Origin of the sequence: Mycolicibacterium fluoranthenivorans (assembly GCF_011758805.1) — a bacterium.
In the GTDB taxonomy this organism is placed as follows: domain Bacteria; phylum Actinomycetota; class Actinomycetes; order Mycobacteriales; family Mycobacteriaceae; genus Mycobacterium; species Mycobacterium fluoranthenivorans.
The window spans coordinates 1,626,260-1,647,882 of record NZ_JAANOW010000001.1 but is presented as its reverse complement, the minus strand read 5'-3'; the positions used below and the strand labels follow the sequence as shown (position 1 = coordinate 1,647,882).

Annotated in this window: 21 protein-coding genes and 1 pseudogene; 10 read left to right on the top strand and 12 right to left on the bottom strand. The window is 69.3% G+C overall.

Translation table 11 applies throughout. The annotated features are described in order from the left end of the window. Positions 1–70: 70 nt before the first annotated feature. A complete protein-coding gene (locus FHU31_RS08115; protein WP_167157306.1) occupies positions 71–838 on the top strand; it encodes an FkbM family methyltransferase in 768 nt (255 codons plus the stop codon). Here the strand turns inward: FHU31_RS08115 and FHU31_RS08110 are convergent. The 3 genes from FHU31_RS08110 to FHU31_RS08100 form a co-directional block, all read right to left on the bottom strand. Continuing rightward, a complete protein-coding gene (locus tag FHU31_RS08110; protein WP_167157304.1) occupies positions 835–1,686 on the bottom strand; it encodes a pseudouridine synthase in 852 nt (283 codons plus the stop codon). The two genes, FHU31_RS08115 and FHU31_RS08110, sit on opposite strands and share 4 nt — an antisense overlap. 7 nt (positions 1,687–1,693) lie before the next feature. Continuing rightward, the gene (locus tag FHU31_RS08105) at positions 1,694–3,433 is read right to left on the bottom strand and encodes a glycerol-3-phosphate dehydrogenase/oxidase (protein ID WP_167157302.1); all 1,740 of its coding nucleotides are present in this window, start codon (positions 3,431–3,433) and stop codon (positions 1,694–1,696) included. 98 nt (positions 3,434–3,531) lie between these two features. After that, positions 3,532–4,947, bottom strand: coding sequence for an NAD(P)H-quinone dehydrogenase (locus FHU31_RS08100; RefSeq protein ID WP_167157300.1), 1,416 nt, complete (start codon positions 4,945–4,947; stop codon positions 3,532–3,534). A 165-nt stretch (positions 4,948–5,112) separates the two neighbouring features. On the opposite strand from FHU31_RS08100, the gene FHU31_RS08095 reads away from it, so the two are divergent. Next, positions 5,113–5,586 carry a gamma-glutamylcyclotransferase family protein gene (locus tag FHU31_RS08095; protein ID WP_090356048.1) on the top strand — a complete coding sequence of 158 codons (474 nt, stop codon included), beginning with the start codon at positions 5,113–5,115 and terminating at the stop codon, positions 5,584–5,586. Between the two features lie 66 nt (positions 5,587–5,652). Here the strand turns inward: FHU31_RS08095 and FHU31_RS08090 are convergent, their stop codons facing one another. The 3 genes from FHU31_RS08090 to FHU31_RS08080 all read right to left on the bottom strand — a co-directional run bounded on the left by FHU31_RS08090 (position 5,653) and on the right by FHU31_RS08080 (position 9,044). Further along, positions 5,653–6,540 carry a type IV toxin-antitoxin system AbiEi family antitoxin gene (locus FHU31_RS08090; protein ID WP_167157298.1) on the bottom strand — a complete coding sequence of 296 codons (888 nt, stop codon included), beginning with the start codon at positions 6,538–6,540 and terminating at the stop codon, positions 5,653–5,655. A 159-nt stretch (positions 6,541–6,699) separates the two neighbouring features. Beyond that, positions 6,700–7,863 carry a M20 family metallopeptidase gene (locus FHU31_RS08085; RefSeq protein ID WP_167157296.1) on the bottom strand — a complete coding sequence of 388 codons (1,164 nt, stop codon included), beginning with the start codon at positions 7,861–7,863 and terminating at the stop codon, positions 6,700–6,702. Continuing rightward, entirely contained in the window at positions 7,860–9,044 is a 1,185-nt protein-coding gene (locus tag FHU31_RS08080) for a M20 family metallopeptidase (RefSeq protein ID WP_167157294.1), read from the bottom strand. The genes FHU31_RS08085 and FHU31_RS08080 overlap by 4 nt, the downstream gene beginning before the upstream one ends. A gap of 18 nt (positions 9,045–9,062) precedes the next feature. On the opposite strand from FHU31_RS08080, the gene FHU31_RS08075 reads away from it, so the two are divergent. Further along, positions 9,063–9,857, top strand: a complete 795-nt coding sequence (locus FHU31_RS08075) for a purine-nucleoside phosphorylase (protein ID WP_167157292.1) — start codon at positions 9,063–9,065, stop codon at positions 9,855–9,857. Here FHU31_RS08075 and FHU31_RS08070 read toward each other — a convergent pair. Beyond that, the gene (locus FHU31_RS08070) at positions 9,854–10,954 is read right to left on the bottom strand and encodes an AbrB family protein (protein ID WP_167157290.1); all 1,101 of its coding nucleotides are present in this window, start codon (positions 10,952–10,954) and stop codon (positions 9,854–9,856) included. The two genes, FHU31_RS08075 and FHU31_RS08070, sit on opposite strands and share 4 nt — an antisense overlap. Before the next feature lie 80 nt (positions 10,955–11,034). On the opposite strand from FHU31_RS08070, the gene FHU31_RS08065 reads away from it, so the two are divergent. Continuing rightward, positions 11,035–11,493: a MarR family winged helix-turn-helix transcriptional regulator gene (locus FHU31_RS08065; protein ID WP_167157288.1), complete on the top strand. Its 459-nt coding sequence runs from the start codon at positions 11,035–11,037 to the stop codon at positions 11,491–11,493. Next, a pseudogene (locus tag FHU31_RS08060) lies at positions 11,448–13,022 on the top strand (phospho-sugar mutase); the annotation flags it as partial. The gene FHU31_RS08065 and the pseudogene FHU31_RS08060, both read left to right, overlap by 46 nt. A 10-nt stretch (positions 13,023–13,032) precedes the next feature. Here the strand turns inward: FHU31_RS08060 and upp are convergent. Further along, positions 13,033–13,656, bottom strand: a complete 624-nt coding sequence (gene upp, locus FHU31_RS08055) for a uracil phosphoribosyltransferase (RefSeq protein WP_167157284.1) — start codon at positions 13,654–13,656, stop codon at positions 13,033–13,035. Positions 13,657–13,706: 50 nt separating this feature from the next. Here upp and FHU31_RS08050 point away from each other — a divergent pair, with 50 nt between their 5' ends. From FHU31_RS08050 to FHU31_RS08035, 4 genes are read left to right on the top strand one after another with little or no spacing between them, the layout of a single operon-like run. Further along, positions 13,707–14,006: a hypothetical protein gene (locus tag FHU31_RS08050; protein WP_167157282.1), complete on the top strand. Its 300-nt coding sequence runs from the start codon at positions 13,707–13,709 to the stop codon at positions 14,004–14,006. A 2-nt stretch (positions 14,007–14,008) separates the two neighbouring features. Continuing rightward, positions 14,009–15,097 (top strand): C40 family peptidase, encoded by a 1,089-nt coding sequence (locus FHU31_RS08045; protein WP_167157280.1) that lies wholly within the window; start codon positions 14,009–14,011, stop codon positions 15,095–15,097. 51 nt (positions 15,098–15,148) lie between these two features. Further along, positions 15,149–16,423, top strand: coding sequence for a protein export chaperone SatS (gene satS, locus FHU31_RS08040; protein ID WP_167157278.1), 1,275 nt, complete (start codon positions 15,149–15,151; stop codon positions 16,421–16,423). A gap of 38 nt (positions 16,424–16,461) precedes the next feature. Further along, positions 16,462–17,316: an alpha/beta fold hydrolase gene (locus FHU31_RS08035; RefSeq protein WP_167157276.1), complete on the top strand. Its 855-nt coding sequence runs from the start codon at positions 16,462–16,464 to the stop codon at positions 17,314–17,316. Here the strand turns inward: FHU31_RS08035 and FHU31_RS08030 are convergent. After that, a complete protein-coding gene (locus FHU31_RS08030; RefSeq protein ID WP_167157274.1) occupies positions 17,285–18,373 on the bottom strand; it encodes an adenosine deaminase in 1,089 nt (362 codons plus the stop codon). The two genes, FHU31_RS08035 and FHU31_RS08030, sit on opposite strands and share 32 nt — an antisense overlap. 86 nt (positions 18,374–18,459) lie before the next feature. Continuing rightward, entirely contained in the window at positions 18,460–19,218 is a 759-nt protein-coding gene (locus FHU31_RS08025) for an extracellular solute-binding protein (protein ID WP_167157272.1), read from the bottom strand. Between the two features lie 139 nt (positions 19,219–19,357). Here FHU31_RS08025 and FHU31_RS08020 point away from each other — a divergent pair, with 139 nt between their 5' ends. Further along, positions 19,358–19,840 carry a hypothetical protein gene (locus tag FHU31_RS08020; protein ID WP_167157270.1) on the top strand — a complete coding sequence of 161 codons (483 nt, stop codon included), beginning with the start codon at positions 19,358–19,360 and terminating at the stop codon, positions 19,838–19,840. On the opposite strand, the gene FHU31_RS08015 is transcribed toward FHU31_RS08020, so the two are convergent. Further along, the gene (locus tag FHU31_RS08015; RefSeq protein WP_167157268.1) at positions 19,821–21,173 is read right to left on the bottom strand and encodes a thymidine phosphorylase; all 1,353 of its coding nucleotides are present in this window, start codon (positions 21,171–21,173) and stop codon (positions 19,821–19,823) included. The two genes, FHU31_RS08020 and FHU31_RS08015, sit on opposite strands and share 20 nt — an antisense overlap. Continuing rightward, positions 21,166–21,567 (bottom strand): cytidine deaminase, encoded by a 402-nt coding sequence (locus FHU31_RS08010; protein WP_409371206.1) that lies wholly within the window; start codon positions 21,565–21,567, stop codon positions 21,166–21,168. The genes FHU31_RS08015 and FHU31_RS08010 overlap by 8 nt, the downstream gene beginning before the upstream one ends. Between the last annotated feature and the right edge of the window lie 56 nt (positions 21,568–21,623).

Below are 21,623 nucleotides of genomic sequence, written 5' to 3'. Positions count from 1 at the left end.
TAGTGTGGGCGGGCGTTGCTGTGTGCCGACTTGGCGTCCGGCAAGAGCGTCCCCTACGACGGAGGTAGATATGCAGGTCGCGGGCCGCAATCTCGGCTTGATTGCGAAATCTGCGCTGGACCGCAGGCACTACGTCGCGGCCGCCAACATGGTCCGGCTCTACGAACACCCGGCGGAGATGTTCAAGCGCTATCTGATCGGCAAGGGGACCTACCCGTACACGGTGCGCGTCCGCACCCCGCAATCATGGCTCGACCTGCGCCTGCACTCCGGCCATGACGTCCTCACCGTCAACGAGATCTTCTGCCGCAATGACTACCTGGCCGACACCTCGGACACGGTGATCGTCGACTTCGGCTCGAATATCGGCATCTCCGCCGCCTACTTCCTGACCCGCAACGCCGCCGCATACACGTATCTGTTCGAACCACTGCCCTCCAATGTGGCGAAACTCAAGGACAACCTGCGCCAGTTCGAAGGTCGCTTCGAAGTGCACCAGGCCGCGGTCGGCACCAGCGACGGCGAGGTGGAGTTCGCATGGGAGGAGTCCGGCCGGTACGGCGGCGTCGGGGCCGGCCACGGCAACACCCTGACCGTCCCGTTGGTGAACTCCCGCAACGTGCTCGAAGAGGCGATCGAAAAGCACGGCAAGATCGACATCCTCAAGATCGACATCGAGGGACTGGAAGCGGCCGTCATCGAGAACATCCCGGTCGAGCAGGCGCGAAAGATCAAGAAGCTCTACGTCGAGTACACCTTCGACCGGAATCCCCTGGCCGAGACGCACGACTACCGCGACTACGGTCCGATCGCCCAGTTCACCTTGAGAACGGTCTAGAGAACCCGACCGCTGACGAAATCGCGGCGCACACCACTGAGTGGGTCGTCGAACGCGAGCCGCTGGGCCAGCAGCTGCAGCGGAGCCGAGAAGTCACCGGGCGCCACGTCGACGACGTCCGGATAGAGCGGGTCGTTGTCGATCGGCACACCGATGGACGCCATCTGCACCCGCAGTTGATGGGTGCGCCCGGTGTACGGGGTCAGACGGTAGAGCCCGTCTTCGAGAAGCTCGACATGGGTCCGCGCGTTCGGCTCACCTGGTTCCTCGAAGGCTTGTAACCGGCTGCGCTGCTTGATGATCCGGCTGGTCAGCAGTGCCGGCAGTGCGACGGTGGGGGTCCCGCCGGCCCGGGCCAGATACGTCTTGCGCGCCCGCCCTTCGGCGAACATCGTCTGGTAGGCACCCCGGACCTCGCGGCGCACCGTGAACAGCAGCACCCCGGCCGTGAGCCGGTCCAGCCGGTGCGCGGGACTGAGTTCGGGCAGTTCCAGTTCACGCCGCAGCCGCACCAAGGCCGTCTGCACGACGTGACCGCCGCGCGGCATGGTGGCCAGGAAATGCGGCTTGTCCACGACGAGGATGTCGTGGTCGCGGTACAGGATCGGCATCTCGAAGGGCACCGGAATCTCGTCGGGCAGATCGCGGTACAGGTAGACATAGGAGTTCGGCGGCAGCACCGTATCGGCGGCCACCACGCCGCCGTTCGGTAGATACACCTCTCCGGCAAGCACTTTCGTGGCCGCGGGCTCGCCGAATCGGTCGGCGAGCTCGACCAAGACCGAGCCGCCGCGCAACCGGACGCGCGCCGGCCCGACACCGTCGCGGTCCGGCAGGGGCCGTTTCACCGGCGTATCAATTCAGCGGCACCGGTTCCAGGATCTCGGCGCGCGCCTCCGGCGCCGCGGCCCGCAGCGCATCGGCGCTTTCGTCATCCGGCTGAGTCTGCGACTGCACCTCGGCCTCCACCCGCGCCAGGTACGTCGACACCTCGCGGTCGACATCCTCGGGGCTCCAACCAAGAACGGGCGCAACGACTTCGGCCACCTCCCGCGCGCAGTTCACACCACGGTGCGGGTACTCGATGGAGATCCGCATCCGCCGGGCGAGGATGTCCTCCAGATGCAGTGCCCCTTCGGCGGCCACCGCGTACACCGCCTCCACCTTGAGGTACACCGGGGCCTCGGTGATCGGTTCCAGCAGTTGCGGATTGCCGTCAGCCATGGCCAGTACCTCGCCGATCAGCGAGCCGTAACGGTCCAGCAGGTGGCGTACCCGGTACGGATGCAGGCCGTAGTGGGCGCCGACATGCTCGGTCTGGTTGACCAGGGCGAAGTAACCGTCGGCCCCCATCAGCGGCACCTTCTCGGTGATCGACGGCGCCACCCGGGTCGGGACGAATTCGGCCGCGGCGTCGATCGCGTCCTGGCCCATCACCCGGTAGGTGGTGTACTTGCCGCCGGCGATGGCCACCAGCCCCGGCGACGGCACCGCCACAGCATGTTCGCGGGACAGCTTCGACGTGGACTCGCTCTCCCCCGCCAGCAGCGGCCGCAGCCCCGCGTAGACACCGTCGATATCGTCATGGGTCAGCGGGGTGGCCAGCACCGTGTTGACGTGGCCGAGGATGTAGTCGATATCGGCCTTGGTGGCAGCCGGGTGCGCCAGGTCGAGATTCCAGTCGGTGTCGGTGGTGCCGATGATCCAGTGCGTGCCCCACGGAATGACGAAGAGCACCGACTTCTCGGTGCGCAGAATGATCGCGACCTCACTGACGACGCGGTCGCGGGGCACCACGATGTGCACGCCCTTGGAGGCCCGCACCCGGAACCGGCCGCGCTCCTTCGACAGCGCCTGGATCTCATCGGTCCACACGCCCGTCGCGTTGACGACCACGTGCCCGCGCACCTCGGTGACGGCACCGTTCTCCGAGTCGCGCACCTTGACCCCGGTGACCCGGTCGCCCTCGCGCAGCAGCGCCACCACCTGCGTGGAGGTCCGCACCACTGCGCCGTAGTGTGCGGCCGTGCGCGCCACCGTCATGGTGTGGCGGGCATCGTCGACCACGGTGTCGTAGTACCGGATACCGCCGATGAGCGAGCTGCGCTTGAGCCCCGGCGCCAGCCGCAGTGCCCCGGCCTTGAGTAGATGCTTCTGCGCCGGAACGGATTTCGCGCCGCCCAGCTGGTCGTAGAGGAAGATGCCCGCCGCCACATACGGCCGCTCCCACCACCGTCTGGTCAGCGGGAACAGGAACGGCAGTGGTTTCACCAGATGCGGGGCCAGCGTCGTCAGCGACAGCTCGCGTTCGTGCAACGCCTCGCGGACCAGGCCGAACTCCAGCTGTTCGAGGTAGCGCAGGCCACCGTGGAACATCTTGCTGCTCCGACTCGACGTGCCGGACGCGAAGTCGCGGGCTTCGACCAGCGCGACCCTCAGCCCGCGGGTCGCCGCGTCCAGGGCCGCACCCGCGCCGACCACCCCGCCGCCGATGACCACGACATCGAACTGTTCGCTGCCGAGGCGCTGCCAGGCCGCCGCACGGTGCTCGGGTCCGAGCTGAGCTTGTCCCTTGCCTGAGATCGGGTCAGTCACGCCGGAGGCTCCTCGTGGTTACTCGTGGGTAGGCGTTGCCGTTGCGAGCCTACGTCGCGCAGCCGACCCTTTGTGGGTCCAGCGCTTCGAACTGACCTTTAGTCCAGGTCATCGTGTGCCATCAGACGTCGCGCCGCCTCGACGATCGACCCGGACAGCGACGGGTACACCGACAGCGTCTGGGCCAGGTCACCCACCGAGATCCGGTTCTGCACCGCCAGGGCGATGGGCAGGATCAGCTCGGAGGCGATCGGCGCGACCACCACACCGCCGATCACCACACCGGTGGCCGGCCGGCAGAAGATCTTGACGAAGCCGAAGCGCAGCAGCGACATCTTGGCCCTGGCGTTCGTCGTCAGCGGCAACATCAGGGTTCGGGCGGGCACGGTGCCGTCGTCGATCTTGGTCTGCGGGACCCCGACCGCGGCGATCTCGGGCCGGGTGAACGTGGCCGACGCGACGGTGCGCAGGCGGATGGGATTCACCCCTTCGCCCAGTGCGTGATACATCGCGATGCGGCCCTGCATGGCGGCGACCGAGGCCAGCGGCAACAGGCCGGTGCAGTCCCCCGCCGCGTAGATGCCGGGCGCTTTGGTGCGCGACACCCGGTCCACGGTCAGGTAGGCACCCGGGCCGAGTTCGATCCCCACGCGGTCCAGACCGAGACCGCTGGTGTTGGGCACCGAGCCGACGGTCATCAGGGCATGGCTGCCCTCGACCACGCGACCGTCGGCCAGTGTGACCTTGATCCCGTTGTCGGTACGGACCACCGAGTCGGCTCTGGCGTTCTTCACCAGCGACACGCCGCGCTCGGAGAAGGCCTCCTCCAGCACGGCGGCGGCATCGGAGTCCTCGTGCGGCAGGATCTGGTCGCGGCTGGCCACCACGGTGACCTTCACCCCGAGCTCGGTGTACGCGCTGCAGAACTCCGCGCCGGTCACACCCGAGCCGACGATCACCAGATGGTCGGGCAGCTCGGTGAGGTCGTAGAGCTGGCGCCAGTTCAGCACACGTTCGCCGTCCGGGACCGCGTTGGGCAGCACCCTGGGAGTGGCCCCGGTGGCGATCAGCACCACATCGGCCTTGAGCACCCCGACCTTGCCGTCCGGGGTGGATACTTTGACTCGGTGGCGGGCCATCCCCGGCACGCTGTCGACCAGCTCACCGCGGCCCTTGACCACGTTGACCCCGGCGTTGAGCAGGGTGGCACCGATATCGGCGGACTGCGATCTGGCCAGCGTCTTGACCCGATTGTGGATCTGCTCGAGGGAGATCTTGGCGTCGTCGATGGCGATGTCGAAGCCCAGACCGTTGGCGCGACGCAGCTCGGTGCGCACCCCCGTCGAAGCGATGAAGGTCTTGGACGGCACGCAGTCGAACAGCACGCAGGCGCCACCGATACCGTCGCTGTCGACGACGGTGACCTGAACGGCGTCCGGGCCGCGGGACGCGGCGACCAATGCGGCCTCGTAGCCGGCGGGACCGCCGCCGATGATCACGATGCGGGTGGGCACGGTGATAAACGTAGTGGGTCGCTTCGCTCCCGCCCACACGGCCGATCCCCCGGGTCGCTTCGCTCCCGCCCGCACGGCCGATCCCCCGGGTCGCTTCGCTCCCGCCCGCCGTACCAATCCCCGGGTCGCTTCGCTCCCGCCCGCCGGAGCGCCTAAAGTTGGCCCGTGCCGCTCTACGCCGCTTACGGATCGAACATGCATCCGGAGCAGATGCTCCAGCGCGCCCCGCATTCTCCGGTGGCCGGCACCGGTTGGTTGCACGGATGGCGCCTGACGTTCGGTGGCGAGGACTTCGGCTGGGAGGGCGCCCTGGCCACCCTGGTCGAGGATCCCGACGAAAAGGTCTTCGTGGTGCTCTACGACATGACCAAAGAGGACGAGGGCAACCTGGATCGCTGGGAGGGCTCCGAGCTCGGCTTCCACAAGAAGATCCGCTGCCGGGTGGACCGGCTGTCCTCGGACACCACTACCGATCCGGTGTTGGCCTGGCTGTACGTGGTCGACGCCTGGGAAGGCGGCCTGCCGTCGGCGCGCTACCTCGGCGTGATGGCCGACGCCGCCGAGATCGCCGGCGCACCCGCCTCCTATGTGCACGATCTGCGCACCCGGCCGGCCGCGAACGTCGGCCCCGGTACCTAGCCCCCGGCCCGCGAGTGTGCGTGTCTGCACGCCGACACGCCGTAATTCCTGGCAGTCAGCGCACGCTCACGCTGCCTGAGCGCGACGCAACTGCCGATCGATCCGCCCCACCAACTCCACTTGCCGATACCGCGCGTCGGCGAAGAGGATCGGCACCACGGTCCAGCCGACGTCCTGGACGGCGGCCAACCTTCGGCGGTCGCGTCGCATCTCCTCGGGCCCGCTGTGCCAGTCGACACCTTCGTACTCGGCGGCCACCCGCATCTGCGGCCAACCGAAGTCGAACCGGCGCAGCTCGCCGTTCCCGTCGATGATCTCGTACTGCAACTGCGGTACCGGCAGGCCACCGTCGATCATCACCAGCCGCGCCTCGCTCTCCATGGGTGATTCCGCCCGCCCGTCGGCCAGCGGGAGCAGATCCCGGACCGCGACGATGCCGCGCCGCCCCGCCTGTGCCTGCGCCGACCGCCACATATCGGTGCGGTTGCACGCCCCGCTGCGCAGTGCGGCGTCCAGCGTCGCCAACGCACGCGGACGGCGCAGCGCCCGGGCCACCTCCACCGCCGTCCAGTGCGCAGCGGTGGCGAGCCGACCGGCGGCGTAGGCCAGTGGTGCGCCGTCGCGCCGGTGCACCACCAAGCCGTCGGTCGATCTGAGTTGGCCCCGTGGTGGATTGAGCACGTGCAGGTCCGCCGTGTTCTCCGTGTCGAAGCCGTAGCGCGCGGCCGCCGTACCGAGACACACCGGCACCGAAGCACCGGTCGCCAGGTCCAGCCCACGCAAGCGCACGTCCTCGGTGGCTTGACCCGTTCCGTAGATGCCCTGCCACAGCCGGTCGAATTCACCGTTGCGGACGGCCGCTTCGAAGGCGCGCCTCGGCATATGGGCGAGCATCTGCGCGCTGGTGGCGACCCCACCTTGGCGCTCCAGCAGGCTGATCAACTCCGGATTCATGCCCACGATCGTCGACGCCGGACGCACCCCTCGGCCAGACCCGGATCGCACCCTGTGGATAACCGTGCGACCGCGCACCTTCACCGCCGGCGAGCGTGCGCTGACTGCCAGGAGTTGCGGCGTGTCGGTGTGCAGACACGCACGCTCGCGCAGCAGACGCTAGGCCGAGTACTGCACCAGGTTCACCATCACCCGCACCCCGACCGCCAGCGCCCGCTCGTCGAGGTCGAACGTGGGCTGGTGCAGATCCAGCTGCGGCCCGCGGCCCGACCAGACCCCGAGCCGGGCCATCGCACCGGGCACCTCTTCCAGATACCAGGAGAAGTCCTCGCCGCCACCGGACTGGTGCGTATCGGCCAGCGCGTCCGGGCCCAGCGCCTCGATGGCGTGGGTGAGGATGCGGGTGGAGGTCTCCTCGTTGACCACCGGCGGCACGCCGCGCCGGTAGTTCACCGCATGCTCGACCTTCAATGGACCCAAGATCGACGACACCGCCTCCTGGACAAGAGATTCCAGCGTCAGCCAGGTCTCCCGGCTGGCGGTGCGGACGGTGCCCGCCAACGTCCCGGTCTGCGGGATGGCGTTGGCCGCCACTCCCGCGTTCACCGCGCCCCACACCATGACGGTGCTCAGCCGCGGATCGATGCGTCGCGACAGCACACCCGGCACCCCGGTGATCAGCATGCCCAGCGCGTACACCAGATCCCCGGTCAGGTGCGGTCGCGAGGTGTGTCCCCCCGGCGAGTGCAGGGTGATCTCGATCGAATCGGCGGCCGAGGTGATCGGTCCGGGGCGGGTGGCCACCTTGCCGACCTCCAGTCGCGGATCGCAGTGCAGCGCGAAGATCCGCGAAACCCCGGACACCGCACCGGCGGCCACGGCATCGATCGCGCCGCCGGGCATCAGCTCCTCGGCCGGCTGGAAGATCAACCGCACGCCGGTCGGAAGCTCGGGCGCCGACGCCAGCGCCAGCGCCGCGCCGACCAGTACCGCGGTGTGCGCGTCGTGCCCACACGCGTGCGCCACCCCGGGCACCGCCGAGGAGAACGGCAGACCCGTGCGTTCGGCCATCGGCAGCGCGTCCATATCGGCGCGCAACGCCACCCGGGGTCCGTCGTCGGGACCGAAATCACACGTCAGTCCGGTGCCACCGGGTAGCACCTTGGGGTTGAGCCCGGCATCGGCCAACAGGTTGGCGACGAACTCGGTGGTGGCGAACTCCTGCCGGCCGAGCTCGGGGTGGGTATGGATGTGGCGGCGCCAGGCCACCAGGTCCTCGTGGTGGGCCGTCAACCACGCGTCGGTGTGCTCGCGCAGCGTCATGACTCCCTCCGCCGGGTCTGGGCGGCCAACACCCGGTCTCGTTCGCCGGCATCCTGCGCCAGCGCAACCACGGTGCGGGCCAACATGATTGCGCCTTCGGTGACGGCCTTGTCGGCAGATGGGCTCGCCGCGGCCACCGTGAACTCGGGTTGGTGGATCGACGCACCGCCGGCGTCCACCCCGATCACCGGATGGATGCCCGGCATCACCTGTGTGACGTTGCCCATATCGGTACTGCCCAGCGGCAGCGCCACCTCCAGCTCCTTGGTCACCGGGGTGCGCCCGAACCGCAGCATCTCGGCGCGAAACACCTCGGACAGGAACGCATCCGGCGCCAGCGCGTCATAGGGCGGGGCGGTCTCGGCGACGGTGTGCCCACAGCCGGTGGCCACCGCGCCGGCCGCGAAACACCCGGCCATCCGTTCCTCCAGTTCGTGCAGCGATGCCATGGTGGTCGCGCGCATGGTGTACCGCAGCTCGGTGTGCGCGGGAATGATGTTGCTGGCCTGGCCGCCCTCGGTGACCAGGCCGTGCACCATCTGCCCGGGGGCCAGCTGCTGGCGCAACAGCCCGATCGCCACCTGCGCGACGGTGAGCGCGTCGGCGGCGTTGATCCCCAGGTACGGCGCGACCGCGGCGTGCGATTCGCGGCCGGTGTATTCGACGGCCACCTCCGACAGCGCCAGGGAGCGGGCGGCGGCGATATCGACCGGACCGGGATGCAGCATCACCGTCGCCGCGATGTCGTCGAAGGTTCCGGCCTTGAGCAGCAGGGCTTTTCCACCACCGGTCTCCTCGGCGGGGGTACCCAGCAGGACGACGGTCAGCCCGAGCTCGTCGGCCACCTCGGCCAGCGCCAGCGCGGTGCCGACGGCGGAGGCGGCGATGATGTTGTGCCCGCACGCGTGCCCGATTCCCGGCAGCGCGTCGTATTCGGCGCAGATCCCGATGACCAGCGGCCCGCTGCCGTACTCGGCGCGAAACGCAGTCGTCAATCCTGCGGGCGCCGCCGTCACCGTGAACCCGCGTTCTGCGGCGAGTGCCTGGGTCTTGGCGCAACTGCGATGTTCTTCGAACGCCAGCTCGGGCTCGGAGTGGATCGCATGGGACAGCTCGATCAGATCCCCGCGACGCCGGTTGACGACATCCTCGACACTCGACAACGCGGCGACCGTGGGCATCCTGGCAGTATCTCATTCGTGACCGATCCGCAGCGCTCAGCCGATGCCGCCGCCGAAGTGATCCGGGACCGCACCGGTGTCGACGCGCACGACGTCGCCGTGGTGCTGGGGTCCGGCTGGGCGCCGGCCGTCGGGCAACTCGGGACGCCCGACGCCACCATCGCGATGGCCGACCTGCCCGGCTTCACCCCGCCGACCGCGGCCGGACACGGCGGCCAGGTGTTGTCGCTGCGCGTCGGCACCCACCACGTCCTGGTCCTGGTGGGCCGCATCCACGCGTACGAGGGCCACGATCTGCGGCACGTCGTGCACCCGGTGCGCACCGCATGCGCGACCGGGGTGCGCACCGTCGTGCTCACCAATGCCGCGGGCGGGCTGCGTGCCGACCACCACGTCGGGGAACCGGTCCTGATCAGCGATCACCTGAACCTGACGGCACGGTCACCGCTGATCGGGGCGCAGTTCGTCGATCTGGTCGACGCCTATGCGCCACGGCTGCGGGCCATCGCCCGAGAGATCGACCCGACCCTCACCGAGGGCGTCTACGCCGGGCTGCCCGGCCCGCATTACGAGACGCCCGCGGAGATCCGGATGCTGCGCACCCTCGGTGCCGACCTGGTCGGGATGTCCACGGTGCACGAGACGATCGCGGCGCGCGCGGCGGGCGCGCAGGTACTGGGCGTATCGCTGGTGACAAACCTGGCCGCGGGGATGACGGGCCAGCCGTTGTCCCACGCGGAGGTGCTCGAAGCCGGCCGTCAGTCCGCGACGCGGATGGGCGCGCTGCTGGCCGCGGTGATCGCGCGTCTCTAGCCGGCGGTTGCGGCTTCCAGCGGCTGCGGCCGCAACCCCCGCCGCTGGGTGGTGAACCGGGCCAGTAGCCGGGCCAGCAGGGGTGCGGCGAACAGCATCAGCAGGATGCGCACCACTTGCGCGGCGATGATGAACGTGACGTTGGAGCCGGTCTCGACGGCAGTGGCCAGGACGGCGTACACCCCGCCCGGGCTGGTGGCCAGGTAGCCCTCCAGCGGGGTCAGCCCGGCGAAATGAGCCAGCGCGACACCGAGGCCGGCGGTGGCGACGCCGAGCACCACGATCAGCGCCAGCGCCCACGGCAGGATGCGGGCGACCGCGCGCAGGGAGTCGCGCGTGAACGCCAGACCCGCCTGCCAGCCGATCACCAGATACGCGACCTGGACCAGCAGATCAGGCACGGTGAGGCCGAACGACAGACCGCTGAGCTGCCAAGCCACCGTGAGCGCCAGCGGCCCGAGCAATCCCGCGCCGGGCAAGCGCACCAGCTTGCCCGCGGTGGCACCGACGACGATCAGCACGATGAGCAGGCCGACGCTGAGATACCAAGGTGCCGATGGTGATTCGCCGGCCACACCGGAACGGGCATGGGACTTGTCGGCGTGGTAGACGAGCGTGACCACCACCGGCATCGACGCCGTCACCAGCGCCACCCGCAGGTACTGCACCACCGACACCACCCGATCGTCACCGCCGAGTTCGCGGGCGATGGCCACCAGACCGGATGCGCCGCCGGCGACCAACGCCAGCGATCCGGTCAGCGGGGTGACGTCACGGTGCACACCGAGCAGGGCACCGGCGAGCACCGAGAGCATCAGCGTGACCAGCGCGACACCCAGCACCGGCAACCAGTGCGGCCCGAGCGTGCCGACGGCATCCTCGGACACCATGGTGCCGATGTAGACGCCGAGCACACCTTGGGCCGCCATGCCGGCGCGGCGGGGTACGCCTGCCGGCGCGAACGAACACAGGGCCAGGGCGATGCCGACCACCAGTGCCGCGAACAGGGCCGCCGACGGCACTCCGGCCAGGGTGAGCGGGACCGTGACGGCCACGCTGGCCGCCAGCAACAACACCCACCTACCGAATCTCTTCATCTCTATATCAAGTATGAACTTGTCTTTCCTGACATTCAACTTGAGTGACAGTGTTCAAATACCAAGGTTAAACTTGCCATATGGGTTCGAATGACACGTCCGCCGCGACCGAGCTGCGGGAATCGATGATGGCGGTGACCCGGCAGATGCGCCGACACCGGCCCGATCACGGCCTCACCCGCGGCCAGCTGGAACTGCTCGGCGAGGTCAGCCGCGCCGGTTCCACCACTCCCGCCGAATTGGGCGCCCGGCTGCACGTGCGGGTGCAATCGCTGACCGACGGCATCAACGACCTGGTGAGCCGCGGACTGGCGTCCCGCCGTGCCGACGACCACGACCGACGGCGTCAGCTGATCGAGCTCACGCCGGCCGGCTCGGCGCTGCTGGACGCCGACCGAGCCGAACGCGACGCCTGGCTGCAGGCCACCATGCGCGACACCCTCAGCGAGCTCGAGTTCGATCTGCTGATGCTGGTGGCCCCGGTACTGCGCAAGCTCGCCGACGCCGACGCTCGCGCGACGGGCACAATCAGCGCATGACGGAGAAGCGCCCGACCGAAAAGACACTGGCGTTCGGCACGGCCGGCCTGCGCGGTCCGATGCGCGACGGCGCCGATGCGATGAATGTCGGCACCGTCACCCGCGCGACGTGGGCGCTGGCGCAGGTCCTCAAGGACCGTCCCCCGCAAGCGGGAGGTACCCCCAGCCTGGGCGGATCCACCGTGGTGGTCGGCCGCGACGCCCGGCACCACTCCGCCGAATTCGCCACGGCAACAGCAGAAGTGCTTGCCGCCCAGGGGTTCACGGTGGTCGCCCTGACGGTGCCCGCCCCCACCCCGGTGGTGGCGTTCGCCGTGCGGCACCTGGGTGCCGCGGCCGGGGTGCAGATCACCGCATCGCACAATCCAGCCGGCGACAACGGCTACAAGGTGTACCTCGACGGCGGCCTGCAGATCATCTCGCCGACCGACCGGGAGATCGAGGCGGCGATCGCCCGCGCCCCGGACGCCGCCGAGATCCCTCGCCTGCCGGTCGAGCCGTCCGGCCGGGATCTGTTCCGCGCGTACCTGGAACGGGCCGCGTCAGTGCGGCGCGCATCGGGCACGGTGCGGGTGGCGCTGACGCCCATGCACGGCGTGGGCGGTGAATTCGCCCTGGATGCCTTGGCTTTGGCCGGGTTCGACGACGTACACGTGGTCGAAGCGCAGTTCGCTCCCGATCCCGACTTCCCCACCGTGGCGTTTCCCAACCCGGAGGAACCGGGCGCCACCGACCTGCTGTTGACCCTGGCCGCCGATATCGGCGCCGAGGTGGCCATCGCCCTGGACCCCGACGCCGACCGGTGCGCGGTCGGCATACCAGATGAAGGCGGCTGGCGCATGCTCACCGGCGACGAAACCGGTTGGCTACTGGGCGATTACCTCTTGTCCGAGCAGGCCCACCCCGCACGCGCCCTGGTCGCCAGCACCGTGGTGTCCTCACGCATGCTGGCGGCCATCGCGGCGTCCCGCGGGGCCCGGCACGCCGAGACGCTCACCGGTTTCAAATGGCTCGCCCGCGCTTCGGCACCCGGCGCGGCACTGATATACGCGTACGAGGAGGCCATCGGGCATTGTGTCGACCCGGAGGCGGTGCGGGACAAGGACGGTATCAGCGCGGCGGTGCTGGTGTGCGATCTGGTCGCCGCGCTGCGTGCGCAGGGGCGCACGGTGCGCGACGCCCTCGACGATCTGGCCCGTCGGCACGGTGTGCACATGACGACAGCGGTGACCCGCCGTGTCGACGACTCGGGTGCGGCGATGGCCGCCCTACGGGCGAATCCGCCTGCCACCCTTGCCGGCATCCCGGTGACCGTCGAGGACCTGTCGGACCGTCGGGGCCAGCAGCGCACCGACGCCCTGGTGTTGACCGGAGCGGATATCCGGGTGGTGGTGCGTCCGTCGGGTACCGAGCCGAAACTCAAGTCCTACATCGAGGTTCACCGCGCCCCGACCGACGACGTGAGCGCGTCGAGAAGTGACGCTCGGACCCTGGTCGGCGAACTGGTCAGCGCTGCGCGGCAGTGGTGACCCGCACGGGTCAGCGCGGCCCGAACTGCCGATCACCGGCGTCGCCGAGCCCGGGCACGATATAGGCGATCTCGTTGAGTCCGTCGTCGATGGCGGCGGTCACCAACCGGATACCCGGGGTGGCCTTTTCCAGAGCGGCGATTCCTTCGGGGGCGCACACCACACAGATCGCGGTGATGTCGGTGGCACCGCGATCCTGTAGCAGGGCCAGCGTGTGCACCATCGAGCCACCGGTGGCCAGCATCGGGTCGAGGACGAACACCGAACGGGTGCTCAGATCCTCGGGCAGCGACGCCAAGTAGGGCGTGGGCTGATGCGTCTCTTCGTCCCGCGCCACCCCGACGAAGCCGACCTGGGCCTCCGGGATCAGTGCGTGCGCCTGATCCACCATGCCCAGCCCGGCCCGCAGCACCGGCACCAGCAGCGGCGGGTTGGCCAGGCGGGACCCGGTGGTTTCGGCCATCGGAGTACGGACCCGGATCTGTTCGGCGCTCGCATCCCTGGTCGCCTCGTAGACCAGCATCAAGGTGAGATCCCGCAATGCGGACCGGAAGCCGGCATTCTCGGTGCGCTCGTCGCGCAGCGTGGTCAACCGGCTGGCGGCCAAGGGGTGGTCAACGATGCGGACATCCATGCGGCGAACATTAGTGGAACCGAACCGCGCCGGCCTGCGTCATAACCCACATGCACGCCGACACCGCAGCGATCGCACATGCCGGCAGGACGCTGGCCGGCACTGCCGTCGAACTCACCGGGCTGGCCGCCGCGCTTCCTGCCGTGGCCGACACGGCGCCCGCCTTGTTCGGACCCATCGCCGACGCTCTGGTCACCGCGCTGCGTGAAGCGGTGGCCGATACCACGCGCGCGGTCGCTCAACTCGGCGATCATCTCGCGGTCGCCGGCGCCACGGCCGGTCACGCCGCGATGGCCTATCGCGACTCCGAACATCATGTCGGGCAATCGCTGTCCTCTTTCGGCGGTTGACGATGCCGAGTGCACTGGTCACCGCGCTGGCCGCGCCGCTGCACGAGCTGGCGGCACAGGTCGGCCCGGGCTGGTCCGCGGCGGCGCATCCGTCGACGATGCTCGCCGAGATGCGCGATCAGTTGATCGCCTTGGCCGGCGCCACCACGCGGGTGTGGGACGGTGGCCTCTGGGCGGGCGACGGCGGCACGGCGGCGGCGCGCTACACCACGGAGGCCGCCGGCACCGTGCGCTCCCTGGCCGACCGGGTCGGCGCGCTGTCCGATGGCATCGGCATGGTCGCCGACGCCATCGCGCGGGCCCGCGCCCGGCTGCGGGACATCATCGCCGAGTTCGAGGCTCGTGCGTCCGCACTGGAGCCGCACCTCGACGCTCCCGGGGTCGCAGACGAGCTGACCGCCCAGGCGGGGCACGCAGTGCAGGAGGCCACCGCGGTGGTCGACGCCCTGCGTGCGGAGCTGGACACGCACACCTCGACGATCAACGGCATTCCGCAGCCCTCGGTGGCACCACCGCCAGGCGGGGTCGCCGGGCCGATACCGGCAGGGTCGGGCTTCTCGGCAGCGATCCCCACCGGCGCCGGGGCGGCACCGGTGGGCGCCGGGCTGGGGACGGCGCTGACCGGCGCGCTGTCCGCGGCCCGGCCGGTCACCCGGCACCGCGGCGCAGCTGTCGGCAATCCGGCCGATTTCGGTTCCGGCGTGGCGGTCCGACTTCCCGACGGCAGCACCGCAACCGCGCCGAATCCGGTCGCGGCCAGTGCCGTACGGCATGCGCTGACACAGCTGGGTGTGCCGTATCAGTGGGGCGGTACCACTCCCGGCGCCGGACTGGACTGCAGTGGGCTGACCCAATGGGCCTACCGCGAAGCGGGCCTGGACATCCCTCGGCTCGCGCAGGAACAAGACATCGGCCGGCCCGTCGACGCCGGCTCGCTTCGGCCCGGTGACCTCGCGGTATGGGATGGTCACGTCGCGATGATCGTGTCCGGTAGCCAGATGATCGAGGCGGGAGATCCGGTCCAGTTGTCCGCGATCCGGACCACCAACGCCGGGCAGGGATTCCAGGGATTCTGGCGGCCCACCGGGTGAGCAGCGGGTGTGCCACCGGGCTCCCCAGCCGGCATCGTTACGCTGTGCGCCATGGCGGCTGACATCGTGCCGGTCCGGCTCGGACTGACCAATGGCGACCTGTACACCCTGTGGGCACCGCGCTGGCGCGATGCCGGTGACGAATGGGAGGCGCTCCTCGGCAAGGACGAGGACCTCTTCGCGTTCGCATCGGTGGCAGATCTGGTCGCCTTCGTGCGCACCAACTCGGACAACGATCTCACCGACCATCCGGCCTGGGAGAAGCTCACCAAAGCCAACGCGCACCGGCTGAGCCCGGATGAGGATCACCTCTACGACCTCATCGAGGTGCCCGGACTGGTCGCCGAGAAGCCCAACGAGGACTCCGTCGAGTCCGTGCACCGGGCCTTGGCGATCGTGTCCGCCATCGGATCGGTGTGCGACCTGCCGGTCATCACCAAGATGTTCAACGGCAACCCCGTGCTCGGCACCATCGGCGGCGGCATGGACGCCTTCGCCGGTCGCGCCGGCCGCAAGCGCTGGACCGAGATCGAGGCCGCCATCGGGCGGTCCTGGCAGTCGGTCATCGACACCATCGACGAACTGGTCACCACACCGGACGTCGACGAGGCGGCCGCCGCGAAGGCGCAGAAAGAGCTCGACGAACCCGCCCCCGAACTGGACGAGGACGCCCTCACCGTCGACGACGAGGACGACCTGGTGATCGAAGGCGAAGTCGACACCGACGAGGAGAGCGACGCCCTGGAGGCCGAGGCCCAGCGCCAGGTGCTCGGCAGCGACGAGGACTTCTGGACCGAGGTCGGCATCGATCCGGTGCGCATCATGACCAGCAGCGGCACCCTGTACACGCTGCGCTGCTACGTCGGCGACGAGCCGAAGTTCCTCGGTCGCAACGGCCGGATCAGTGTCTTCAACTCAGAACGCGCGCTGGCCCGTTACCTGGCCGACGAGCACGAGAGCGACCTGTCCGGCTACAGCTCCTACGAGATCATCCGGACCGCGGCCACCGACGGCTCGCTGCGCGTCGACGTCACCGACGACAACATCTACGTCCTCTCCGGGCTGGCCGACGACATCGCCGACGGCCCTGACGCGGTGGACCGCGACCAGCTCGACCTCGCCGTCGAATTCCTCAGGGACGTCGGCGATTACGCCGAGGAATCCATTGTCAGCAAGCGGCTGGACAGCAAAGAGCCGCTCGGCGCCCTGGTCTCCTACCTGATCGAACCGGGCAGTGTGGCCAAGCCCTCGGGACCGTACGCCAAGGCCGTCGAACAGTGGGAAGAGCTGGAGAGCTTCGTCGAATCGCGACTGCGCCAGGAATGAGACGATGAGTTTCGCGGCGGCATCCGGTCCATACCGGCATGACCGCTGAGGAACTAGTCTGCCGCTCGCTCGATATCCCCGGCGCCCGCCTGCACTACGAGGTGCGCGGGACCGGACCGCTGCTCCTGGTCCTCGGTTCCCCGATGGGCGCTGCCGATTTCCTGGCACTGGCGCACGCCATGGCTGGCGACCACACCGTGGTCACCTATGACCCGCGCGGCTACGGCCGGAGCCGGCTGGAAGATCCCGGCCAGGACGCGACACCGGACCTGCGTGCCGACGACGTGGCCGCCATCCTCGACGCGCTGGGCGCCGAGTCCGCCGATGTCTTCGGTTCCAGCGGCGGCGCCGTCACCGGGTTCGCCCTGGTCACCCGGCACCCGGGCCGGGTGCGCACGCTGGTCGCGCACGAGCCGCCGCTGCTGGAACTGCTGCCCGACGCCGACGCACAGCGCGCCGCCACCGACGAGATCATCGCGACCTTCCATCGGGACGGGGCGCAGGCGGCGTGGACGGCATTCATGGCCAACGCCGGTTTCGACGTGAGCGATCCGAACGCCGGCCCACCGCCCGGCCTGGAGCCCCCACCCGAGGAGCTCGCCACCCAGCTGGCCGAGTCGGCTCGGTTCTTCGACCACGAACTGCGTCACACGACGCGGTATGTCCCCGATATCGCGGCCCTGACCGCCGGTCCGACGCGGATCGTCGTCGGACTCGGCGCGGAGTCGGGCCACCTGCTCACCGACGCCACCACCCGCAGACTCGCCGAGCTGCTCGGGGAACAGCCGGTCATGTTCCCGGGTGATCACGGCGGGTTCCTCGGCGTACCAGGTGAATTCGCTACCACACTGCGGGCAGCGCTCAGCCGATCAGCACCGCATACCGCGGTTTGATCACCCCGTCGATCAGCGCCAGCCGCTCGTCGAACGGCAGGAACGAGGACTTCATCGCGTTGATGGTGAACCGCTCCAGGTCGCTCCAGCCGTAACCGAACGCCTCGACCAGCCTCAGCATCTCCTGGCTCATGGTGGTATCGCTCATCAGGCGATTGTCGGTGTTCACCGTGACCCGGAAGCGCAATCGGGCCAGCAGGTCGAACGGGTGCTCGGCGATGCTGTCCACCGCACCGGTCTGCACATTGGAGCTGGGACACAGCTCCAATGGAATTCGCTTGTCCCGCAAGAGCGCCGCCAACCGGCCCAGCCTCGCGGTGTCGTCCGGCCCCACCGTGATGTCGTCGACGATGCGTACCCCATGGCCCAGCCGGTCGGCCCCGCAGAATGCGAGGGCCTCGTGGATGGACGGCAGCCCGAAGGCTTCGCCGGCGTGAATGGTGAACCGCGCGTTGTTGCTTCGCATGTACTCGAAGGCGTCGAGGTGACGGCTGGGCGGGTACCCGGCCTCGGCACCGGCGATATCGAAGCCGACGACGCCGCGATCGCGGAACCGGATGGCGAGTTCGGCGATCTCGCGGGACCGGGCGGCATGTCGCATCGCGGTCACCAGGCAGCGCACCACGATGGTCCGGCCGGCGCTGGCGGCGGCCTTCTCGCCGTCGGCGAACCCGTCGAGCACCGCCTCGACGACAGCGTCCAGGGACAACCCACGGTCGATGTGTAGTTCGGGGGCGAAGCGGACCTCGGCGTACACGACGTTGTCCTCGGCGAGATCCTCGACAGCCTCATAGGCGACCCTGTGCAACGCCTCCGGGGTCTGCATGACGCCGACGGTATGGGCGAACGGCTCCAGGTAACGGACGAGGGAGCCGCTGTGCGCCGCGGTACGGAAGAACGTGGCGAGTTCGTCGACGTCGGTGGCGGGCAGGTCGTCGTAGCCGAACTGGTCGGCGAGCTCCACCACCGTTCCCGGTCGCAGACCGCCGTCGAGGTGGTCGTGCAACAACGCCTTGGGAGCCTGCGTGATCAGATCGAGGGTCAGCGGCGTATTCATCTGTCCATTTTGCTCGCCGATGGCGGCCCAGGCGCGCTGATCGCCCGCGCCGTCCCCAAATGTTCGGTTGACGGCAAGCTGTCCGCTCAGCCCGCAGCGCGCGTGACCGGCGATACGAAACCGTTCGCGGCCAGGATCTTCCTGCCGCCCTCACCGGTGAGCGCCGCGACGAACTGCGCCGCCTCATGTGCACGGTCGGTGCCCTTGATGACGGTGACCCACGACGTGACGGCGGCGCCTGGCACCGCGAACCATGACACACCGTCCCCGGCGCCCAGGGCGTGCGTCCGCAAGACGACGCCCGCGTCCATCTGTCCGCTCGCGACGGCTTTGAGGACATTTCCGGGTGTGTCGTCGGCGCTGCGCGGCTGCAGCCGGACCTTGTCACGGGCCTCCGCGGCGTCGAGTGCCGTCCCGCACGCGCTGCGTTCGGTGCACACCGCCACCCGCAGGCCGGGCCGGGCGAGATCGGCCAAAGTGGTGATGTTCCTGGGGTTGCCCACGGCGGTGGCGATGACCAGATCGTTGGCGGCGAAGGGCACCGGCGCGGTTCCCGCCTCCGCCAGCGCGGTGACGTCGGCCCGGTCGCCGGAGGCGAAGACATCGGGTGTGGCGCCGTCGGTGATCGCGCCGACGAGATCCGCCGAGTCCGCGAAGATGAACTCCACCGAGTATCCGGGGTTCTGCATCTGGAACTCCTTGCCGATCGCGGTGAAGCTCCCGATCAGCGACGATGCCGCGTACACCGTGATCGGCGTGGTAGGGGGCGGCGGCGCGTCGCAACCGGTCGTCAGCAGTACCGTCGCGGCTCCCACCGCGAACAGGTGCCGCACTCGCCGGTTCATCAGCGGTGAGACTACCGCCGTCCGGGGTCGCGCCGGCCGCTTCCCGTTCCAGTGAATTCGCTGTGAGCCATGACCGGATCGTCTGCCAATCAGCCTGCGCGCCAACCGCGGTGGGGCTCCCGGCGGCAGACTGTTCGGTGTGCTCGAGCAGAGGAACGCCATCCGCCACACGGTGGTGCCCGCGCCCGACCATGCGATCACCCGCTTCAAGGTCGCGCATGTCGCGTTGGTGTGCCAGGGACTGGCCATCGGCGTGCTGGGCGGTGTCGGGCTGGCCTGGTCGAAGGACAGTCTGCGGTTGGGCCCGGAGGGCACCCCGCTGGCCGGGCTGCTGGTCACCCCCTTGCACGGAGGCCTGCTGCTGACCGTGGGGGCGCTCGCCGTTCTCGCCTGTCTCGGGCGCCGGTCCACGATCGTCTTCACCGTGGTCGCGACCGCGGGCTGGACGGTGCTCACCGTGATCTGCGCGGTCGAAGTGGCCCGGCACGTCCCCGGGGTCCTCGGGTTCGATCCGCGCGACACCGCGCTCTACGGGGGTCTGGCGCTGTACAACCTCGTGCTGTGCCTGTGGCTGGCCCGGCCCTCGGTGGCGCTCTGGCGCGCTACCCGAGGTGATCGATGACCAGCGGGCCCAGGTCCGGCGCCGCGGCGCCGACCGACCATCCGCCGTCGAGTTCACCCAGCGCCGCACCCAACCGCTCCGGGGTATCGGTGTAGAGCGTGAACAACGTCTCGCCGGCAGCGACGGGCTCGCCGGGCCGGCGGTGAATACGCACCCCAGCGCCCAGTTGCACCGGGTGCCCGGGCGCGGCTCGGCCGGCCCCCAGCCGCCACGCCGCCATCGCCACCGCCATCGCGTCGATGTCACCCATCACCCCGCCGGCGGCAGCGGTGACGGTCTCGTTGTGCGCCCCGATGGGCAGCGGCCTGCTGAGGTCACCACCTTGGGCCGCGATCAGACGACGGAAGCGGTCCATCGCCGTGCCGTCACGCAGCGTCTGCGCGGGGTCCACGCCATCCACCCCGGCGGCGTCGAGCATCTCGGCGGCCAGGGCGAGCGTCAGCTCGACCACGTCGGCTGGCCCGCCGCCGGCGAGCACCTCCAGCGACTCGGCGACCTCCACCGAATTGCCCACCGTGTAGCCGAGCGGACGGTTCATATCGGTGAGCAGCGCCCGGGTCGGCACCCCGTAGGAATTGCCCAGCGCCACCATCGTCGCGGCGAGTTCTCGCGACTCGGCCTCGGTCTTGAGGAATGCGCCGCGGCCGGATTTGACGTCGAGCACCAGCGATTGCGCACCTTCGGCCAGTTTCTTGCTCATCACCGAACTGGCGATCAGCGGCAGCGATTCGGTGGTGGCGGTGATATCGCGCAGCGCGTAGATCTTGCGGTCGGCGGGGGCGAGATCCCCGGCGGCGAAGATGGCCGCGCCGATTTCGGAAAGCTGCTGGCGGATCTGGGTTTTGGACAGCTCGGGGGTGAATCCGGCGATGGATTCCAGTTTGTCGAGTGTGCCGCCGGTATGACCGAGGCCACGGCCGGCGGCCTGCGGAACCGCTGCGCCACAAGCCAGTACCACCGGTACCAGTGGAATGGTGATCTTGTCGCCCACTCCACCGGTCGAATGCTTGTCCACCAGCGGCAGCCCCAGGTCGGTGAAGTCGAAGCGCTCTCCCGAGGCGACCATGGCAGCCGTCCAACGGGTGATCTCGCCCGGTGTCATGCCGCGCAGGAAGATCGCCATCAGCAGGGCCGACATCTGCTCGTCGGCGACCAGACCGCGGGTATAGCCGTCGATCACCCAGTCGATGGCCGCGTCGGTGAGGATTCCGCCATCGCGTTTCGTCCGGATGACGGACGGAGCATCGAGATGCGACCCGTGATGACGCGCATCGAGATGCGACCCGTGATGACGCGCATCGAGATGCGACCCGTGACGACGTGCGTCAGACATGACGCTCCAAATCGGCAGGCCCGAAAGCGTCGGGCAACAGCTCGGCAAGCCGGCGCGGACCCTCGGGATGGTCGATCAGCAGGTCGGGTCCGCCGTGTTCGAAGAGCACCTGGCGACACCGTCCGCACGGCATCAGCGGGGCCCCGTCTGCGGCCACGCAGCTGAGCGCGACCAGCCGTCCGCCGCCGCCGGAAAACAGGACGCAGACCACAGCGCACTCCGCACAGAGACCTAGGCCATATGAGACATTCTCCACATTGCATCCGCGGATGACTCTGCCGTCATCGACCAGAGCGGCAGCCCCGACCGGGAAGCCCGAATAGGGCGCATACGCGACCTTGGAGACCTCGATTGCGTTGTCCCGCAATAATTTCCAGTCAATTCTGATACTCACCACACACTCCGCTGAACATTATCTGAATGCATTCCGAAGACTCCACTCCCGAAGGC

What these genes read in the sequence shown, in the direction of transcription:
- FHU31_RS08090 (WP_167157298.1), bottom strand. Translation starts at nt 6,540, where the DNA reads ATGAATCCGGAGTTGATCAGCCTGCTGGAGCGCCAAGGTGGGGTCGCC.
- FHU31_RS08070 (WP_167157290.1), bottom strand. Translation starts at nt 10,954, where the DNA reads ATGAAGAGATTCGGTAGGTGGGTGTTGTTGCTGGCGGCCAGCGTGGCC.
- FHU31_RS08030 (WP_167157274.1), bottom strand. Translation starts at nt 18,373, where the DNA reads ATGAATACGCCGCTGACCCTCGATCTGATCACGCAGGCTCCCAAGGCG.
- FHU31_RS08065 (WP_167157288.1), top strand. Translation starts at nt 11,035, where the DNA reads ATGGGTTCGAATGACACGTCCGCCGCGACCGAGCTGCGGGAATCGATG.
- FHU31_RS08080 (WP_167157294.1), bottom strand. Translation starts at nt 9,044, where the DNA reads ATGCCCACGGTCGCCGCGTTGTCGAGTGTCGAGGATGTCGTCAACCGG.
- FHU31_RS08025 (WP_167157272.1), bottom strand. Translation starts at nt 19,218, where the DNA reads ATGAACCGGCGAGTGCGGCACCTGTTCGCGGTGGGAGCCGCGACGGTA.
- FHU31_RS08115 (WP_167157306.1), top strand. Translation starts at nt 71, where the DNA reads ATGCAGGTCGCGGGCCGCAATCTCGGCTTGATTGCGAAATCTGCGCTG.
- FHU31_RS08050 (WP_167157282.1), top strand. Translation starts at nt 13,707, where the DNA reads ATGCACGCCGACACCGCAGCGATCGCACATGCCGGCAGGACGCTGGCC.
- upp (WP_167157284.1), bottom strand. Translation starts at nt 13,656, where the DNA reads ATGGATGTCCGCATCGTTGACCACCCCTTGGCCGCCAGCCGGTTGACC.
- FHU31_RS08045 (WP_167157280.1), top strand. Translation starts at nt 14,009, where the DNA reads ATGCCGAGTGCACTGGTCACCGCGCTGGCCGCGCCGCTGCACGAGCTG.
- FHU31_RS08015 (WP_167157268.1), bottom strand. Translation starts at nt 21,173, where the DNA reads ATGTCTGACGCACGTCGTCACGGGTCGCATCTCGATGCGCGTCATCAC.
- satS (WP_167157278.1), top strand. Translation starts at nt 15,149, where the DNA reads ATGGCGGCTGACATCGTGCCGGTCCGGCTCGGACTGACCAATGGCGAC.
- FHU31_RS08085 (WP_167157296.1), bottom strand. Translation starts at nt 7,863, where the DNA reads ATGACGCTGCGCGAGCACACCGACGCGTGGTTGACGGCCCACCACGAG.
- FHU31_RS08035 (WP_167157276.1), top strand. Translation starts at nt 16,462, where the DNA reads ATGACCGCTGAGGAACTAGTCTGCCGCTCGCTCGATATCCCCGGCGCC.